Origin of the sequence: Sphingobium indicum BiD32 (assembly GCF_000382885.1) — a bacterium.
Classification (GTDB): domain Bacteria; phylum Pseudomonadota; class Alphaproteobacteria; order Sphingomonadales; family Sphingomonadaceae; genus Sphingobium; species Sphingobium japonicum_C.
Map to the genome: position 1 here is coordinate 39,827 of NZ_CAVK010000060.1, position 17,485 is coordinate 57,311.

A 17,485-nucleotide genomic window follows, 5' to 3' on the forward strand; every position below is an offset into this window, starting at 1 on the left:
GCCCAACCTTGTCTTATGCGCTGGCGGCTTCCTCCTGCTGCTGTTCCTGCGCCTGTTCGGCGCGGCGTCCGCGACGGCTCGACGGCTCAACCGGGGGCAAGCCAAGGTCGCCAGCCGGGGCGGTGCTTTCGCCAAGGCCATCGCCTTCATCGGCGGGGCCATCGGTTGCATCACCGATCGGGGCCAGATCGTTGCGCGCGCGGCGCGGGCGGCTCCATGCAACGTTGTAGCTACCGTCATCCTCGCGGAAGCAAGCGATATAGAGCGGCTTGCTCATCGACGGGTCGTCAATCGAACCCTGCAAGAAAGCCTCGCCGGTGTCCTTCATGGACTGCTCGAACAGGAACCCGACGCGAACCCAAGTGCGGGCGGGCGTGAGGCCGAGGATTTCAAAGCGGGGGCTGTTCTCCTTGCGCGCTTCCCAAGGGCGCAGACAGATGGTCATGGCGACCGAGACGGTGGCGATCTTGCCGACGAAAAAGCCGTTGGCGTTCAGCTTGAGATTACCGAGGTTCATAGTCTTTACTCCATTTGGACCGGCGTTCCCGCGCCGGGTGGTTGAGCCTTCCGGGGACCGTCCCCGTCCGGTGACCCCCTTATATCAAAGCCCTAACCCCACGCATAACACATTGTTTTCTTGACAGATTTCATCGTGCCTGGTGAACCTGAGCCTGCAACGGCCGCGCAGCGGCCCACGAAAAAACTGTTGCCCGTCAGGGCAACTCCATCCTGATCTGGCGAGCACAAGCGGGGGCTTCGTCGTTCATCGCACCCGGAGCCACCTTCGCCTGTGGCCCAAGGCGCAGGCACCGCCAGCGGGGGCAACAGAAATGACGGAGGCTCCGCCGCGCAGCGGTGGAAACCGTAGGGCCGCTTGCGGCCCGGTATTTCTGTTGAGGCGGCTTCCAGACAAACAAAAATATCGGCCGCTTGCGGCCGATTCCCCTTTGCCGCCGACCCCGGTGGGGGGGTCTGCAACGCCGGGACACTGGTGGGGGTGGCGCAGGGTGCAATGAACGACCTGGTGCGAGGCAGATACCGGGCGGTTCGTCCTCGAACCGTCCGGTCTGGCAAATGACGCTGACCCGTCAGGGTCGTCTTGTCAGGCGGCGAAGCCGGCCACGTCAGGGATCGTGACCCCGCAAGGGGCGGAAACTCGGCCGAAGGACGAGGTTCCGTGGAGCTTGTCGAGCGCGGCCGCGCAGCGGCCGTGGGAGCCTAGCGCAATAGAGCCCGGCCCGATCGCAGATCGGGTGACGCCCCCCTCCCCTCCTTCTCTTTCTCTTCCATCTCCGTCCGACCCAGAAGCTGCCCCGGACGATTCCGCACCTCCGCCCACATCAACCTCCAGTTCGCGATCAGCGAGGCCGTGGTCGGTGGGAGCCGGTCCGACGATGAGAGGGAATGGCGTCGATTACGGCGATCTGCTCGGCATAGGATTCAAAGCTATGGGCGGTGGCCGGGCGGTGGCCGGACGCTGCCCGGCATCAGGCGCGAATGATTTTAGGGGGTGATCAACGGTTGGAGATGGTGGCGCACGAAGGCGCTGGTAATCCCGACATCGCCGGCGGCGACGTGGGCAAGCTGCTCGTCGAAGCTGAACGACCTATGGGCATTTTCGGCACGCTCGGCCCTTCGGGCCTCGCGCCGGGTCTCCCGCCAATGGTCCTTGGCCTCTGTAAAGCCCATTGTCTGGAGTAGACGGCGGAATGCGAACATCTCTTTGGGGTTTGCCGGGGGCCAGAAGGGGTCGGGGGTGGCGTGTGACCGGACCAGACCGGGAAGATTGGGCTTGGGAAGCGCCTGCCCTGCGTGGGAGACTTCAGCGGCGAGTTCGTCACGGATGCGATAGGCAGTGGAGCCTCCGATCGCGAGATCATGGGCGGCTCGCCGGACGGGTATGCTGTCGAGCAACATTGCGCGCAGCAATTGCCGCTGTTCGTCAGTGACGAACCGTGCGCTTTCAGCGTGAATATGCCGAACGCCGGCCGCGTCACATCCGGGCAGGGACTGGCCCTTGCGGCGCAGGCGTCGCACGAGGCGCTCACGGATCCGGATACAACTGGTTTTGGAAACGGCGCTCCGCTGGGAGACTTTGGTGGTCCCGAACCCCTCCATGAACAGCGCTTCGACCGCCTTGCGCTGCGCTAAGGTCAATTTGACGCCCGAATAGGCGTCACCGCCGCCGGGCGGCGGGAGTGGCGCTTTACCGCGCGCCAGTAGCTCGCGGTTGTAGCGTCGCCGCTGCTCGGAGACGCATGCGGCCGAAACGCCAAGGCGCAGTTGGATATCGATGCCTTTCAGGCCTTTCTTGAGCGCGTAGCGCAAGCGTTCGATGCCGGCGGGCGTAAGGCGACCACGCGCGTCTCGCTCGGCGGGACGATAGCCGCGCCGCACGCAAAGGGCGATCGTTACGGCGTTGCAGGCGCTCGCTTCGCATATCCCGAAGTGTTTCCCAATGACGGCGAACGAAAGCTTATCGACTTCGCGTAGCCGGATCGCGTCTTCGAGCGCTGCACCCTGTAGCCGGGCGGCCGGCGCAGGACTGCGGTGGGTGGTCGCCAGCCCCAACTTGTGCGCCTTGACCTGGATCGCGTGGCAACTGCGCCCAGGCAGCCGGGTGGCGACACCGCTCCCGTCGGTCGGATAGTGAGCGCGCAACAGGGCGAGTTCGCGCGCTGACCAGCGCGCGGCTTTGCGAAGGGCCATGAATGGATCTCCAGGATGGGGCGCGATTTCCGGTAAGATGAGAGGCGAGGAAGCCGGATTTCGCGTGCGTGGTTTCGTGTGCGCCGGGCCGCAATTTTGCGGCCGCCGGTCCCTGCGGGACCGGCGGGATGGCATCGAACCGCCCGGCTGGGGCGATCGCAGGTGAGATTACGGAATGGCGCGCGGAATCAGCGCCTGGTTGCGCGCTCGATCGTCACACGACCGTCACGCCGATCCGGGGTCTATCGGTTACGGAAATGACGCGATGGGTCGAAAGTAATTCAGTATGCCAAGCGGAGCATCGGTACGTTCAGTGCCATGTTTGCAACTGCGCCGCGGTCAGGCACTATCAGCACCCTCTTGTGTGATCATCTTGGGTCGCCAGAGGGCGATGAGGGCTTTCATCGCGTCTTCGAGTTCGAAAGCGTCAGCGTAGATCGCGCCGGGGTGGCTACCGAGGAAGGCAAAGACGGTGGCCATGTCGGTAGCAACGGCACGGTCGAGAGAGAAGAGATCGGCGATGTCGAAGCCACCGAGATCCGTCGCATTCCACCACGCCATGAGAAAATCCGCGACTCGGCGTGCCTGGCCGGTGTCGCTTTGTGCAAGGTCGAACAATCGCGCCACCGCCTGTCGGACTTCGGGATGGATCATGGGGGCGACGTTCATGGAGCGGGATGGTCAGCGATGTCGCCGGGCGAGTCAACCGAGGGTGTGATCCTCGATGCAGGACTGCAGAACGGCAACGGCGTCTGAGCGGGCCGTGGTACATTCGAGATGGGCACGAAAGACGGGGGCGTGATGCCCACGCCGGCTTCGCCGGTGAGGTCGTGGGGCTTCCAGATCCCTGAGCGCAGCTGCTGCTTCATGCCTTCTATGGTTCGATGGATGCCCGCCTGACGGAACGAACCGGCTGTTCGCATTCGGGAACGAAGTTGCTGGATGCGCGACGTCAGCCATTCGCGCTGTTCCTGCGTCAACTGGTGCTGATGGTTCATGACGTGGACCTGGATGGCGTAGCCCGAAGGGCGTCGAGTTCGGCTCGGAGCCCGGCGTTCTCCTCGCCCAGCATGGTGATCGCGTCGACCGGGGTCCCGAGAATTCCAACCGTGTCGCGCGCGAGGCATGCGGCATCCAGTATTGCCGCGAGCGCGCCGCGTTCACTTTCGAGCGTGCTCAGAAGAGCCGCCGCGCGTCGGAGCAGATTCGAGGTATGGCTGGTAGCGGCCGCCAGTTTTTCAAACTGGGTCGCTTTGGCCGACATGCAGAGCAACAGCTCATCGAGGCTCATGCTTTCGAAGGTCATGGCTGTAGCTCGGGATAGTGTGCCCACAATGCCGCCAGCGAGGACTCCGCGTCATAATGGCTGATGAACACGCCGCCCATCTCGATCCAGCGGTGACGATATTGTGGCCAGTCGTCGATCAACACATCGCCGGGCCTGGCGTGGTCCCGCTTGTCCGCACTGCGGCAGGTGATGATGGGAACGTCTGGGAAATAGGCCTGCGCCCATGCGATCTTCTGCGCTTCGGCCCAGTTGCCGCGGGGGCAGCCCGTCAGGATGGTCGGATTGAGATGTGAAACAGCGTCGAACAGGGTTCGCGCATCGTGCATCAGTGGAAGATCCCGATAGAAGTTGCCCTTGGTTTCGAGCATCTTCCAGAAGCGTTTGGAGCCTAGTTCGGCCTCCGCATCGCGCGGATGCTGACCGAAATAGGAGCGCGCGTAAGTGTCGAAATCAGCGAGGACGCCGTCGCAATCGAGGAAAATATGCGGGATGCGGACGATTGTGGGTGCCGATCTGATGGCGTTCTGGGCGGCGACGGGTTCGGCCATGGTATTCCTTTCGAGCTGGCGGTGATGATGTGATCGCCGGGGCCGACCAGTGAGGCCGGTGTACGCAGGCGATCATTTCCTCGATGTGGAGAAGAATCGGCGGATGCGGTGGAGGACAAGCATGCGGTGGTCGTAGAAGTCGTCGCTCGGCGTGCGCACGCGGCCAAGTCTGCGGTCGTAACCGGGTGGATCATCCCATTCCGATGGACGCGGGGCCGCTGTCGCGCGAGCGCCTCGTCGAGTGCAGGACATGTTATGCCGCCTTCCCGAACAGGTCCGGCTGGCGCTGTCGGTCGGATTGCGTGTTTCGACGGAGCAGGCGGGCGATATGACCGGAATAGACGCCCACCGCGGCCCAGTAGGCGGCCATAGGCGGTTTGTGTGCATCCCAGCTGGCCTTTGCCCGCACGCGGGCGTCGCACTGAAGATCGAGCGACAGGTCGCGCAAGCACGCTTGCACGTCAGGATCGAGAGTCCGGAGCCGGTGCATCGCGGGGAGCTGAAGGATGGGGTTGGCGCGCTCGGCATGCGTCAGCGGGCGCGGACGTTCCGGGCCCAGGGCGACTTTCGAGGCAGTCTCGCTCGGAGCGGTGGGGGTCATCGCGGTTTCCTTTGAAGCCGCATGATCGCAGCTCGCAGCCCCGTCTCGCCCTCACCTGTCAGCGGGCGCGAACGCGCCCTGTGATCAGGGGGTCTTAGCGAATCCATGGCGAGCGCGGACGGTGGCCTTCCCGAAGCCGGTCGGCGCGAAGGGTTGCGGCCAGGTCGCCGTCAACATCCGCAAAGCGAGTGATCGCATCGATGACAGTCTCCGGCTCTGCGATCTCGCCGTAGGTGGTCCCGATCCAGAGAATTTCGCGATGTTCGTCGTCGACATCATCGTCGTTTCGGTGGACCGCAGCGAAATAGGTGTTGAGGGGGGCGTCCCAGCCAACGGCAATGGTCAGGGGCCCATGTGCGCGAACGACTTCAGCACGCGCTTGGGGTTCATATCGGCTCATGTCAGGTTATCCCTATCGTTGGAAGATGAGGAGCGATCGCGCTGCATGAGCGCGCGAAACTGGCGCGAGAGGTCGGCTTGCTCCGGGTATCGGGTTTCCCATTCGGCCCGAGGGATCAGGAATCCGACGTCGATGAGGCGTCGCCGCAGTTCCTCGGTTACGACCTGTTTGGCCTGTTCGGGGATTGCGAGAGGATATCCCTGGAACTGGCACAGCCACGAGCAGTCGTCGGGCTCCTGATGATGGCGAAAATAATCGGCGTCGAACAACAAGTCAGATCGGACGACTGAGTCCCCATTGACAGCAATAGCGAACTGTCCGCCCGGCGGCGTTTTGGTTTGTCGTTCTTCGAGCATGCGAGCGTGCCAGGTACGCGCAGCGGCAAGCGCCACACCGTAGGCAGTCCCATAGACCCCGTAGAGAATCCAGCTGACGGGGTGGCCGGCTGCGCCGAAGTGAAAGCTAATCACCATGGTGGTATCTCCTGCACCAATGTTCGGGAAGAGGTTCGGGGCGCCGGTAGCCTGTCATGCGGGGCGACATCGCTATTGCCGCAAAGAGCCGGACATGCGCTCTCAACGATGCACCTCCCCCTTAGCTCTTTCCCCGTCTCGCCGCCGCAGGCGATCGGTGGGTACAATGTGCGATTGTATTCCGGGCGACTTTGCCATAGTTTGGAACCGCTCGCGGAGACGTGGGCGAAGGCGTGGAAACCTTCTGAAAGAAGCAAGCCGGCAGCTTCGGTTACCGGGCAGCGGACACGTATGTCCAAGGCCCAGGCCCAAAGGTGTTCGCGCCTGATTGCTTCTTTTCAGGTTTCCAATGTCCGGTTTCGGGCTGGCGACGTCCATAGTTGGGCGGTCGCTACCGGCTGTTTCGAGATGACGCCGTGGTAGAGGAAGTAGGACGCTGTGCGTGTTTGGGTATCCCAAAGGGTCCGGTGGTGAGCATGGGGAAGGATCGCGAGGCTGCGCGGGAGTTGGTTCGTGAGGTGCTCGCGATGCCTGACATCGCGAGCGATGCTGTTGCGATCTATCATTTGAGATCGGCGCTGGCGCTACTGGATACGGAACCGTGCAAGGGCGACCACAGGGGCGGTAATGCGCTGCCGGGCGACGCTTTTGCTCATGCGATTGGGGTGATGGCGGCGGTCAGCGAACGTGCGGTTCGCGAGGAAAGCACGAACTGCGTCATAGCGATTGCGCGGGCGATGGAAGTTCGCAGCCTGGATATTGCGCAGCATGACATGGGAGCGGCGCTGCTGCTCGACCGCTGGGCGGCAATTATTCGGGACCGGAGGAACGACAGCGAGCCGAGGCCACGACGCGACAATTGAGAAGCGGCCCCGGTCGTCGTTCAAACTTCAGTGAGTGGTGTTGGCGGGCGATGCGGCGATGGCCGCTGCATCAGGCCATGTTTGGGCGAGGCGTTCGCGCGCTTCGGCTTTTTCGGCACCAGCGGCATCGAGGCTGGCAATGACGGCGGCAACAAGCTGCGTGAGGCTCTCGAAGTGGCGTTCGACGGTGCTGGCGCGGGCGCCATAAGTGAATGGGGCGGGAAAACCGGCGTCCTCCCAGCGGGCGAGGCCCTGTTCAACGATCAGGGCATAATCGAGTGCGGTGCCGATCTCGGCGTCGTAGACGACGTAGATTTCGTAGTATGTCCCGAAGTCATGAGGTGAACCGATGATGCGCAGTTCAGCCCCTTCGGGTGGGCAGCCGTAGTGGGCGATAAGCGCGGCGCGATAGGCATGGCACTCGGCGCGGGCAACTTCGGCGAAGTCGGGGGTCGAGCCGAGCTGGGCGCAGGCTTCGTCGTAGGGCACGGGGCCGATGTTCATCTTCTGTGTGGCCATTAGTCAGTCTCCATGTGTCGGGGTCGCTTCTTCGCAGCCCGACACTCCCCTCCCCCTCCGCTCCTCGCCGGATCGGCGGGCGGAGAAATCGGGACTTGTCTTGCGCGCCGCGCTTGTGAGGGTGGTGGGATCGGGAATGGCTGGCGCGGCTCAGCATCATATTGCCTTCGATCCTCCTGTTTTTCGGGATGGCTGTCGGGTGCGCGAACCTCATGGGCGATGAACCCGTTGATCCAGCTGTGCATGGTCTGGCGCCTTTCGAATGGAAGTGCGGCGGCACGGCTGAGAAACGCGGTGAGGTCTGCGTTCGCCTCGCCGGCGATCCAGTCGATTTCATGAGCGGGGAGCAGCCCTTCGTCGCGAATGAACCGGGTCATTGATCCAGGCCGCGCCTCACGACCGCGCAAGCCCTTGGTGGTCGAGCGCCATAGTCCTTCGCAGGATTTCAGCCGCGGCTTCGCGCGGGCTTCCATGAGGATGATGAGCCTCAGGCACCATGCGGGCAGAGCGCGAACCTCGTCGCACTGCATGCCCGTGCAAAAGAAGCACGAGCTTGCCGGCACCTCGAACCCGGCTTGTCGGATACGTTCGTTGCAGGCGTCGCGGCCCCAGCCCCATTCACGCAGTGGGTAGCGATAGGTGTAGAGGCTGCTGGAATATCCTTCGGCGTGGGCATAGCGGCGGCTGTCACGCAGGCTGCTGTCGAAACCGATGAGCCGGATCACTTTCTGACTGGTGGCCCAAGCCTGCTGTGCCGGGGGCCAGGTTTTGGTCCAGGCATCTTGTGGGCTGACCTTCCAGCGGAGGGAACAGGTTCCCCGGCCGAAAGCGATCGATGGGAGTGCACCGTTGATCAGACAGGCTTCGAGAAGGTCAAAATAGGCCGGGGAGGTGCCGAAGCGCCGCGGCCTGTTGGCGACGATCTCATTTGGGATGTCGCGATCGTCCATCCAGCGACGAAAGGCCGGAATGAAGGCTTGGGTCTCGGGTTTTTCGGGCATTTGGGCGATCAGCACCATGTCGATGCGTTGACGTCGTGTTGCCATTTCGAGGATCATGGCAGTGGAGTCGACGCCGGCGCCCCAGGCGACGATGACCGGCGGACCGGCGGTGGCCGTCATTGCGATGCCTGCGATAATAGTTCGTCTGGGGGATTCTTGATCGGCTTCCAGCGGCAAAGATCGTCGCTTTCGGCGTCACACGCATGGCAGGTGGTGGACTGGTAGATCGCGCTCAGCACCCATTGTTGGGTATCGCTATCCCAACCCGCAAAGGCGTCGCGTGTCAGGTTGGTGCTCCCGCAATCGCGGCAGGCCGGCTCAACCGGCTTATCTTTTCGGCCGGCGGCCTGTTGCAGCTTCGTAAAGGCGGCTTGAAAACGCGCAGCGTCGGTCGCCATGCCAACCGCTTTGAGCGCGACCGCAAAGCGGCCGCGCGCCGCATTGCTTTCGAAGACTGGCTCGGCGCCGGTGATGGTCTCATGATAGGCGAGCGCAAGCGCTTCGGGATCTCCGAGGACGATATCGGCGAGCGCCTGGAGATGGCTGATACGCATGTTGCGTCTCCGGATATGATCGTAATGTTGGGGAACGTGCCGCGTCAGGCGGCGAGATCGGCGGCGCCATCGAGGCGCAATTCATGCCGTATGCGGGTTGCCAGGGTGTCAGGATCGAGGAGTTCGTTGATCGAAGCCCAGTGATTGGGGCCGCCGGTATAGTCCGTGCGGCCCTCCACGCGCCGGAACATCACATCATGGCCACGACCCATCAGTCCGATGGAGAGCTGGACATAGATGTGTTCGGAGTGAAGGATAATTTCACCGGCGACAGCGATGCCGCCCTGGCAGGAACGCACTTGGTGGCTTCCACGGGCAAGGCCGAGGGCAGCAGCGAGGCGTTTGATGGCCTTGCGTCCCTCGGCGTGGAAGGTGGCTTTGGCATCAGCGTCGTAGGAGACGCCGCGATTGGCCAGTGCAATCAGCATCGGGGTTTTCCCGAGGGCGGAGATGGCTTCCATACAGGCCGTTCGCAGCACGGCTTGTTCGGGCCTGTCTTCAAGGGCAAGGCAACCGATGTGGCGGGCGAGCAGAAGCACGGCGGGATCTTGATCGATCTGGTGCCGGGACTTTTCGCAATCCGCGACTGCGGCGTTGAGCGTGGTGAGCGCTTCCGCGATCGTGGCAATAGAGCGAGCGGCCAGAGCCTTATGGTGACGGGCGGCGGGGTCGAACATCGGGTGTCTCCTATGAATGGGAACACACCTGCTCCTCCCCCTCCCCTTGTTGTCGGCCGGGAGGCCGTCATACGCTTGGCCGTTTTTGTTGATGAAACGGAATAGGTGGCGTTCATTCGAGCATGATCCGGCGCCGCTCGCTCGAATGGGCCCATGCCAGGGCGTTTGCGTCGGCGCGCATCGGAGCATTGCCAACATAGGTATCGCAGAAACGGACGACGAAGCGGCGTTGGGCATATCCGCAGAATTCAAGCCGGATGCAGTAGCGGCGGTCTATCCGCCCATCAGTATGGTGTGGCGGACCGCTGTCGGAGATTGGCATGAGGGGGAACTCCTGGCTTAGGGCACGGGTCCCTCCCCCCTTCCCCCTTTCCTCTGCCTCCAATCGTCATGATCGCGGCATGTGCCGCGTGATGTGCAGCGGTTTGTGCCGCATTGGTGAGTGTTCATAGGCGTCTCTGAGGGGCAAGCGGACTGTTCGCTGCATGGCGCGGGCCAGCCGTTCACCACTCATAGAAGTCGAGCCCATCGACGGCCGGTCCGTCGCAGTCGAGCAGGAGATGGTGGCAACCGCGAGTCCGGGTGAAACGCATGACCGCCAGGAGATCGGCCGGCAGGCCTCCAAGTGTATCGGGGTCGGCGCAGGAAACTGGGATGAACCAGCCGTAGGGTGTCTTGCCGATGGTCAGGGGGACGTCGAACCTTCCGCGCGAACCCCAGTCGTCAAGCTTTTGCGCGGTTTCCTGGGTGATATGTCCGGTCGTGAGGACGAGACAGGTCTCGATATCGAGGGATTGGGGATCATTCTGGGCAGCGGCGGTGATCCTTACCAGTTCGACGCCGGGGATATCGTTGCGTGGATCGAAGCCAATGCGCAGACAAGCAGCAGGATCGGCATGGTCGCGTGGTCCACATAGCGCGGTGAACTTGTCGAGCAATTCATCGGCGAGCCGGGTGGGCTCTGACGGGTCGAACACCTTGTAAGGTAGATGGTCGCTGATGAAGAGCTTGAACGTGTGATCCCAGAGGGCCTGGGGGTCATTGACGACTGTTTTGAGCGTCACTCTGGTTGTGTGAGTGATTGGGGGCTCTTTCAGCGCGTCGATCTGCCGGCGCATAAGCCAGCTTGTGCTGCCGCCGATGATATCGTCGTCGGTGATGATGTAGTATCCGCCCCCGAATTCGCTGGGCCGCAGGCGATCGCAGTCCTGTGACCACTCGAAACCGAAGGGCAGAACGCTGGGCGCGCATTTCTGGATCAGGCTGGCGATCGCATGGGGATCTGCCTGAGTTCCGGCGATCAGATAGCCGTCAACCTCCGTACTGCCGAAATACTCGCAGTCGAAGGTTGGAAAATCGTGATCGCTGAACAGGTCGAGAAAGGATGCGAACGGTTTAGGCGCGGGCTGATCCGGCTTGTCCGATCGATCCGGCTGTGGCGGGAAGGCTACCTTGAAGGCGTCCGACATCGCATCGTAGCTTGCTGCCAAGTCGTCTTCATCGAGATCGGCAAGTTCTTGCGACAGCGCGTGACATTCGTCGAGCAATGCTTCTTCCTCACTCGTCGGCGTCAGGACGAAGGAGAGTTTGAGATAGTTGTTGGCCATAGTGCAGCCCTCCAGGGAAAATGGGAAAATCCGGTGGAATGACCGGCATTCCGGTCCCGGCTCCCATTCCTCGCCCCCTTCCCTCTCTCCCGCGGTTGCTTGTGCAGCGGAGTATCAGGTCAAGCCGACCAATGCCGGTGAGGTCGCCTGAAGCATCCAACGCTGGCCCTTCAGCCGTCGCAGGAAATCGGGTGCCGCGGGCATACGGCCCAGCATTGTCCGGACATGCTGCTCGGCAACCACACGCGTTGGGATTCCAGATGCACCATTGTCGATCGCCGGCCCGAAGCGGTGTTCGGCCTCGTATATTCCGAAGGCATGGTGACGAAATATGAGGTGGGCGGGCGTGTTCACCCATGATGCTGTTTCGAGAAACCAGCGATGGAGCGGAAGATAGTCGGCTTCTTCGCCGCCGAAGCGCCGCGCGCTGGTTCGGGAGAGGTGTTCTGCGTCGGGCATCGGGACGTGAAGCCAGTCTGGCGCGTCGAAATCGTCGAGCCAATCCGCAGCGGAGGGAAGATAGCGGCAGTCTTCCTCGATATGCTGGATGCCGATCGCGCGGACCGCAACCGCGGCGCCATCAGCGTTGGTGATTGTATCGCCGAAGACGACGATGGCCTCGGCGATCCCTTCATGATGGTGACGCAGTGAGCGGTGGGTGAAGTGACAATGTGCGGCTTTCGTGGCGTCGAACCAGGCGTGGATGGGGTGGTAATCCTGCCAGCGGCCGCCATGGATGCGCGCGGAAGAGCGCGCGTGATCAAAAGGGTTCATAATAGAGTTCTCTTTGATCGGAGGTGCAGAGGGATCGCGCGAGCGCGCTGAGAAGATCATCGAGCGCGGCAGTGAGTCCGGAATTCTCGCACCATTCGTCGTAGGTCGCCGGCGCGCCGCGCGGGAGCAGTACGCGATAGAGTGGCCAGGCGCGGCGGGCATGGTCGAGGGTGAGCCTGCTGCGCCGAAAATAATAGTCGCCGGCATCGGCTGCAGCGTCGCGATGCGCAGCGAGTTCTTTGATAGCCACCGGGTGAAGGCCGTCGCGCAGGTCGGCGAGGAAGTCGCGCAGGACTGCGAAAGCTTCGGAATTGGGCTTGGCATTTCCGCGGGCCTTGAACTGACCGATGTTGATATTGAGGGAATTGCCCGGCAAATCCGTAATCAGCAGTTCGAGGGTCGCCACATGGTCGGAACCGGACCGCAGCGACAGAATCTGGGTGTCGCCCCGCCGGCACTGGGAATAATATCCGCCAACGCAGTGGTTGAGCGCATTGCCCTCATCGACAAGGGCTTGTGCGCTGGTAAGCGGTATGAAGCTATGCGGCCCGCAGGGGGACTGCCAGGTCGGGCAGAGTGCTGGCCAACCGGGCCGATCGGCATTGTTCTCATGGCGCAGCGCGGCGGCGCTGGCTGCGCGGCGGTGCCATTTTGCGATGGCCCTCTGGAGCGAGCGCGGCCCGCGGGGTCCGATGATCGCACGGTGCAAACTTTGCAGGAGTTTGCGATGGGCGGCGGTGTCGCAGAGCCTCAGTGGAACGCCCAGGGTCGTCACGAAATTGTCGAGCGCGTGGATTCGCCGAGATAGGCCCAGTGCTTCGAGACGTGCGCCCGCGAGCGGGTAGAGGAGATCCTCGCGCAGCGCCTGGAACGTATCGCGGGTTTCGATCGAGCTATCGAGGTAGTCCGGCCGGAAAAGAGGGTCGCAGTTACTCTGCTCCCATACACGGCGGCCCCATTCGCTGCCCTCCGGCCATTGTTCGAGGGGGATATCGTGGCGGACCAGAGTGCGCACGGCGGGCTTATGGTCATAGAGGGCGTTGTATGCGGCGTCTTTGGGCGTTGCACGGCGCAGGCGGCGCAATTGCGCTTCGCTGATGCCGACCGCGGCGGCGAGCACCGGCTTGAGGGGCTGAGCGGCATCCATCGCGGCCGTAACCTCCGGCTTGAGCAGGATGGTGGCTACGGCGCCGTAGAGGCTTAGCGCCTGGCCGCGGTTGCGTATCACGGTCTTGCGACCCGGGTCACCTTCGAGATCGGTTGCGAGCGCCCAGTGGATGATGCGACCGAGCGAAAGGATCTTGTTCCCGGAGCGATAGCCAAGGTCACGAAACAGAATGGCGCGCAGATGGGCCTGCATAAGTTCGACTAACCGCTCGCGCAGTTGCAGGATCGCCGTTCCGATCGTCTGCGTCATGTCCGTGATCCGGCGGTGGTCGGCGCCGGACAGAACGAGATCGGTGACGAGATCGAGATATCCGCTGTCGTTGACGGTCTGTTCGAGGCTGATGGAGAAGTGGGTATTGGGACTGTGGATTGTCTCGAGGATGGCGGTGCTGAACTGGTCGATAAGCATCATTGCTTTCGGAGAGTGGGCCGGATCAGGATGGATTGTAATCGTGGGTGCGAGAGCGCCTTCATGCCGCGTGAAGCCGATTTCGCAGCGGGATAGCGCGATCACGGTCGCCGCAAGGTCGAGTGGATCCGATCGCAGCCGCGTGGTTTGAGGAACGATGCGATGCAGGGTGGTTGCGGCGCGCGCGAGATAGCGTTCGAAGGATGGGTGGTTGTGCCTCATGCCTGCGCCTCCCCGATGATGATGATGGCGGGCGGGCCGGCAGGTGCGGTGTCGGGGTCGAGGACGAATGCCTCCAGGTCGTCATCAAGTTCGTCGTCGTCTTCCCAGTCCCCATCCTGGCGATAGGTCATGTCGCAGTCGCAGGGGCAGTCAGCGAAGGGCTGGATGGTGACGGTGCCATAGCCGCCCTCATTGTTGCACCAATCGCCTTCAGGAAGATCGGCCGCGAATTCGCTGAGGGCGTAGCAGAGCATGGCAGGGTGTCCGACCGCATCGATCCTGACCGGAACTTCCGGGATAGACGCATTCTCGGTGCCGTCGTGGTAGCGCACATGATCGAGGCTGGTTTCGCCTTGGTCGCCGCCGCCGCTCAGCGAGAAAGACACTTCGGTGATCTGAAGGGCGCGGAGCAATACCAGGAGCTTGCTGAATTGATTGTCGTCGGCATTCGGATCTGCCAACTGATGAAGTCGGTGAGGCATATGGTCCTCCCAAATGCAAAAAAGCCCGCGAAAGCGCGGGCCGTGGTTGCGGTTGTCGGTGATGTGATCGTGCGAATCAGAGGGCGGAGTTGTCGGGTGCGCCGAAGATCTGCATGATCAAATCGTACCATCCCTCTTCGCATTGTGCGCCGCAGGCGCGCGGGAGAGAAAACGATCGGTCAGGCGGCGTCCTGAATCCACTCGTAGAGCAGGTGATCATCGGGATCCTCGTCACGTCCGTTCGCGATGCGGATGAGCTTGCCGTCGCAGGCGAAGGCGGATGCACGAGGGAAGGAGAGGTAGGACCGGTCTTCGAGGATGAGGTCGCCTGAGCGGACTGCTGTCACGGTCCGGATAGTCCCGAGGGCCCGGTGGCCGGCACGCGCGGCAATCAGTTTCAGTTTGTGGCCCGGCCTGAGCTGGCGCTTGAACCGTGCGAGTGGGATGCGAGCCTCGACAGGATTGGCATGGCCGCGTCTGGCGGATAGCGCTGACCAATAGGTGGTGCCGATGCACACGCGCAGGAAAAATGAGCAGATCATATAGTCCTGCAGGAGATTGCCATTCGCGACATTGAAACGTTCCGCCTGGTCGCTGATGAGGGTTTCGAAAGCGCGGCGCGCGTCCTCGTCGAAAAGATCCCCGGGCGCATCGAGAAGCTCAACGCGGACGCTGCGACCACCTGAGAAGCGTTCGCCGGTAACGGAAAACCGTGCGCCCGCGATGGTCCGGGTCAGATGGAGATCGATCCTGCGGCAGAGATCGGGAAGATGCTCGCCCGCGATATAGAGATCCCCGCTGTAGGCAAAATTGCCGCGGTCGTCGCAGTGGGTCTGGCTCCACAAGCGGGGTTCGGCGCTGGAGAATGGCTGGGTCATCGGCGGTCCTTTCGGAAGACGGCTCGGGGTGAAAGGGCGCCGGTGCCGATGGACATCCCACGATCATCCGACGCTCCGCCCTTCTCCCTCCCCCTCTCCTTGCGCCGGCGACTCGCCGGGTTGAGCGAGGTCGCAAGGTTTGTGGTCGCATCCGTAGAAACGGGATTTCTCGAACTGCGGGTCGTCGGTCTCGTCGACCAGGTAGCCGCTGATTTCATCGGCAGGTTCGGCGTCGAGAACCTGTGGTCCGCCGAGGACGAGGCGCACGGGATAGCTGGACTCCGTCATGATGCTGTCAGCGCGTTTCATCGCGTCGAAATGATCGGCCGCGGTCACGGCAAGCTTGATGCGCACGACTGCATAGACATGAACGTGGTGTGTGATGGTCACAGGCGGTTTCCTCATCGAAGGGGAACGGTCGTGCCGGCGTGACCTCACACCCGGTTGCCCGGATGTGAGGGGTTCGCCGCGTTCTGGCTGGCAACCTGCGTCAGATGCTGCGCGCGCAGGTTCGCCACATCGGTGCGCAGAGCGTCGATGTCGGCATCGAAATCCTCCCAGCTCTGCTCTTCCGGGCAATGGTCGAGCAGGTATGCGGAGAGGAGGTCGTGGATCTGAACGAGAAGCCATATGCGCGCTTCGTCAGGAGGCTTGTTGTCCCCCGTCATCATCATGCAGCCTGGCCGAGGGTCTGGGCGCTGGCTTCATGCTCTCCGACAACTTCGAGCCGCGCGCCGGTGTAGTGATTGCGGGAAAGCCAGTCTTCGGCGGCTACCATGTCCGGTGCGAGGTGACGCAGTTCGTCTTCGCCCTGGAAGCTGGTGAGGATGCGGACCGAACCGGGCGCGGGGTCCTCGACAATCTCAAAGGTGAGCGTGCTGGTGACGGAAAAGCTCTTGTGAACGACCAGGACGATAACGCCATCGCTCCCGAAATTGCCTTCGTGCAGCGTGAAGCCGGCGGGGTGGGTGTAGGTGGGGCGTACTGCGGCATGCGTCTTACGAACGAGGCGGCCGGATCCGTTGCTGCTTTTCCACGCGGCGAGCTTCTTGCGGTGGCGTTCGGGCGGCATCGGCTGGCCATCGCTGTAACGGACAAGCGCTCCGAGCGGGGCGCGGGCATAGATCGACTGTGCGGACATAGCGTGTCTCCTTGATTGGCTTGGGTCCACTCCGCCTTCTCCCCCTCCGCTCTTCGAATTTGCGGGTCCGGGAACCGGATGGAGCGGCGTGGGATGGAGGCGGCTGGAGAGAGTGGTCTCAGGGCTGCGAGGACTCGCTCGGGCTCGGGAAGAGCGACAGCTGGATGGGGACGTGCGGTATGGCGGAGCTGTCAGGCGGTGGCTGGAAAGGTGGTTGGTCCTCGGCAGGGGTCGGCGCTTCAGCATCCGCCGGAGCATCTGCTGCCTGCCACCTGGCACGCGCCGCGAGTTTTGCGTTCCAGCCGCCGAGGATATGGGCGGGCGTGTACCAGAGCTCGCGTGTGGTTCCGGCGAGAGAGTCGCCGATGATGACTATGGCCGGGACATGGAGCAGCGCGAACTGGATATAGGCCATATGGACCGCGCGTGGATCGATATCGATGGCGGTCACATGAAGGTGCCGCTGATAGTTGACTCCAGCCTCCCGCAGCGTTTCGCAGGTGGCGATTACCATGGCGCCCGCTCCGCAGGCAGGCTCGCAAAGGGTCAGAAATCCCTCCTTTGCTATTATATCTTCCGGGCACGAGTCCGCAGTCATCGCTGCCATCATCCGGCAGACGCTGTAAGGGGTGAAGAACTGGCCGCGCGCGGCGTTGGCGAGGCCGAGCTCGCCGAACACGCGGCCCAACACGTCACAGGTCCGGGCTTCCATCGCTAGGGTGACTTCGGCGAAGATGCGCGGGAAGGTGTCTATGACGTCGCGATCGTAGCGCCCGACAATCTCCATGTAACGCGCCTCGCGCGCTTGATTCTGGGCGAGATCGACACTGTTGGACAGACTGATTGCTGCGGCTTCGACGAAGTCCGAGAATAGCGTGTGGCGATCGTGGCGATACTGGCAGGCATCGAACAGCTTGCAGATCGCCTTGATGTGGCAGTCGGCGGAGCCCATTGCGAAGCTCCTTTCTATGAGTGATTGGGGGGTACGCTGGGCGCCACAGCCGATGGACTGAAGCGGCGAGAAACCTGCCTCAGGCGTCGGCCTGAGCTACTGGAACTCAGTAGTCTTCGGGCAGCATGATGGTGAGGACGCGGGTAGTTTTTGCCGCGTCGGCGGGATCTTCGGAGCCGAATTCGAGATTCTCGTCATAGTAGATCCTATGCAGGCCGGA

General features: G+C 62.6%; 25 protein-coding genes. 1 reads left to right on the forward strand and 24 read right to left on the reverse strand.

From position 1 onward, the window contains the following. Positions 1-13: 13 nt before the first annotated feature. From EBBID32_RS06260 to EBBID32_RS06295, 9 genes are all read right to left on the reverse strand, one after another. Positions 14-517 (reverse strand): DUF736 domain-containing protein, encoded by a 504-nt coding sequence (locus tag EBBID32_RS06260; RefSeq protein WP_006952612.1) that lies wholly within the window; start codon positions 515-517, stop codon positions 14-16. Between the two features lie 986 nt (positions 518-1,503). Further along, positions 1,504-2,709, reverse strand: a complete 1,206-nt coding sequence (locus EBBID32_RS06265) for a hypothetical protein (protein WP_037489144.1) — start codon at positions 2,707-2,709, stop codon at positions 1,504-1,506. Between the two features lie 339 nt (positions 2,710-3,048). Continuing rightward, positions 3,049-3,363: a DUF7673 family protein gene (locus tag EBBID32_RS06270; protein ID WP_006952616.1), complete on the reverse strand. Its 315-nt coding sequence runs from the start codon at positions 3,361-3,363 to the stop codon at positions 3,049-3,051. Between the two features lie 11 nt (positions 3,364-3,374). Next, positions 3,375-3,707, reverse strand: coding sequence for a hypothetical protein (locus tag EBBID32_RS24005; protein WP_156022480.1), 333 nt, complete (start codon positions 3,705-3,707; stop codon positions 3,375-3,377). Continuing rightward, a complete protein-coding gene (locus EBBID32_RS06275; RefSeq protein WP_037489147.1) occupies positions 3,704-4,015 on the reverse strand; it encodes a hypothetical protein in 312 nt (103 codons plus the stop codon). Before EBBID32_RS06275 ends, EBBID32_RS24005 begins: the two co-directional genes overlap by 4 nt. Next, positions 4,012-4,545, reverse strand: coding sequence for a 5' nucleotidase, NT5C type (locus tag EBBID32_RS06280; RefSeq protein ID WP_006952617.1), 534 nt, complete (start codon positions 4,543-4,545; stop codon positions 4,012-4,014). The genes EBBID32_RS06275 and EBBID32_RS06280 overlap by 4 nt, the downstream gene beginning before the upstream one ends. Before the next feature lie 253 nt (positions 4,546-4,798). Next, positions 4,799-5,146 (reverse strand): hypothetical protein, encoded by a 348-nt coding sequence (locus EBBID32_RS06285; RefSeq protein WP_231382119.1) that lies wholly within the window; start codon positions 5,144-5,146, stop codon positions 4,799-4,801. A 94-nt stretch (positions 5,147-5,240) separates the two neighbouring features. Further along, positions 5,241-5,546: a hypothetical protein gene (locus EBBID32_RS06290; RefSeq protein ID WP_006952621.1), complete on the reverse strand. Its 306-nt coding sequence runs from the start codon at positions 5,544-5,546 to the stop codon at positions 5,241-5,243. Further along, positions 5,543-6,019 (reverse strand): hypothetical protein, encoded by a 477-nt coding sequence (locus EBBID32_RS06295; RefSeq protein ID WP_037489150.1) that lies wholly within the window; start codon positions 6,017-6,019, stop codon positions 5,543-5,545. Before EBBID32_RS06295 ends, EBBID32_RS06290 begins: the two co-directional genes overlap by 4 nt. Before the next feature lie 476 nt (positions 6,020-6,495). On the opposite strand from EBBID32_RS06295, the gene EBBID32_RS06300 reads away from it, so the two are divergent. Further along, positions 6,496-6,882 carry a hypothetical protein gene (locus EBBID32_RS06300; protein WP_006952627.1) on the forward strand — a complete coding sequence of 129 codons (387 nt, stop codon included), beginning with the start codon at positions 6,496-6,498 and terminating at the stop codon, positions 6,880-6,882. A 27-nt stretch (positions 6,883-6,909) separates the two neighbouring features. On the opposite strand, the gene EBBID32_RS06305 is transcribed toward EBBID32_RS06300, so the two are convergent. From EBBID32_RS06305 to EBBID32_RS24010, 15 genes are all read right to left on the reverse strand, one after another. Continuing rightward, positions 6,910-7,401 (reverse strand): hypothetical protein, encoded by a 492-nt coding sequence (locus EBBID32_RS06305; RefSeq protein ID WP_006952629.1) that lies wholly within the window; start codon positions 7,399-7,401, stop codon positions 6,910-6,912. Then, positions 7,401-8,522, reverse strand: a complete 1,122-nt coding sequence (locus tag EBBID32_RS06310) for a hypothetical protein (RefSeq protein WP_006952630.1) — start codon at positions 8,520-8,522, stop codon at positions 7,401-7,403. Before EBBID32_RS06310 ends, EBBID32_RS06305 begins: the two co-directional genes overlap by 1 nt. Beyond that, positions 8,519-8,956 carry a hypothetical protein gene (locus tag EBBID32_RS06315; protein WP_006952631.1) on the reverse strand — a complete coding sequence of 146 codons (438 nt, stop codon included), beginning with the start codon at positions 8,954-8,956 and terminating at the stop codon, positions 8,519-8,521. Before EBBID32_RS06315 ends, EBBID32_RS06310 begins: the two co-directional genes overlap by 4 nt. A gap of 44 nt (positions 8,957-9,000) precedes the next feature. Next, a complete protein-coding gene (locus tag EBBID32_RS06320; RefSeq protein WP_006952632.1) occupies positions 9,001-9,633 on the reverse strand; it encodes a hypothetical protein in 633 nt (210 codons plus the stop codon). A gap of 112 nt (positions 9,634-9,745) precedes the next feature. Then, positions 9,746-9,955, reverse strand: a complete 210-nt coding sequence (locus EBBID32_RS06325; RefSeq protein ID WP_006952633.1) for a hypothetical protein — start codon at positions 9,953-9,955, stop codon at positions 9,746-9,748. Between the two features lie 181 nt (positions 9,956-10,136). Beyond that, positions 10,137-11,240, reverse strand: a complete 1,104-nt coding sequence (locus EBBID32_RS23195; RefSeq protein WP_006952634.1) for a hypothetical protein — start codon at positions 11,238-11,240, stop codon at positions 10,137-10,139. 114 nt (positions 11,241-11,354) lie between these two features. Then, positions 11,355-12,074, reverse strand: a complete 720-nt coding sequence (locus EBBID32_RS23200) for a DUF6915 family protein (protein WP_196805601.1) — start codon at positions 12,072-12,074, stop codon at positions 11,355-11,357. Further along, the gene (locus EBBID32_RS06345) at positions 12,001-13,812 is read right to left on the reverse strand and encodes a PcfJ domain-containing protein (protein WP_006952636.1); all 1,812 of its coding nucleotides are present in this window, start codon (positions 13,810-13,812) and stop codon (positions 12,001-12,003) included. The genes EBBID32_RS23200 and EBBID32_RS06345 overlap by 74 nt, the downstream gene beginning before the upstream one ends. After that, entirely contained in the window at positions 13,809-14,294 is a 486-nt protein-coding gene (locus EBBID32_RS06350; RefSeq protein WP_006952638.1) for a hypothetical protein, read from the reverse strand. The genes EBBID32_RS06345 and EBBID32_RS06350 overlap by 4 nt, the downstream gene beginning before the upstream one ends. A 179-nt stretch (positions 14,295-14,473) precedes the next feature. Continuing rightward, a complete protein-coding gene (locus EBBID32_RS06355) occupies positions 14,474-15,172 on the reverse strand; it encodes a hypothetical protein (protein WP_006952640.1) in 699 nt (232 codons plus the stop codon). Positions 15,173-15,235: 63 nt separating this feature from the next. Continuing rightward, positions 15,236-15,562, reverse strand: coding sequence for a hypothetical protein (locus EBBID32_RS06360; RefSeq protein ID WP_006952642.1), 327 nt, complete (start codon positions 15,560-15,562; stop codon positions 15,236-15,238). A gap of 44 nt (positions 15,563-15,606) precedes the next feature. After that, positions 15,607-15,846, reverse strand: a complete 240-nt coding sequence (locus EBBID32_RS06365; protein WP_037489159.1) for a hypothetical protein — start codon at positions 15,844-15,846, stop codon at positions 15,607-15,609. Further along, a complete protein-coding gene (locus tag EBBID32_RS06370) occupies positions 15,843-16,313 on the reverse strand; it encodes a hypothetical protein (protein WP_006952649.1) in 471 nt (156 codons plus the stop codon). Before EBBID32_RS06370 ends, EBBID32_RS06365 begins: the two co-directional genes overlap by 4 nt. A gap of 118 nt (positions 16,314-16,431) precedes the next feature. Then, on the reverse strand, positions 16,432-17,265 hold the full coding sequence (locus EBBID32_RS06375; protein WP_006952651.1) for an N-6 DNA methylase: 834 nt from the start codon (positions 17,263-17,265) through the stop codon (positions 16,432-16,434). Between the two features lie 106 nt (positions 17,266-17,371). Continuing rightward, the coding region (locus tag EBBID32_RS24010) for a DUF3768 domain-containing protein (RefSeq protein ID WP_156022483.1) at positions 17,372-17,485 on the reverse strand (114 nt) is incomplete at its 5' end.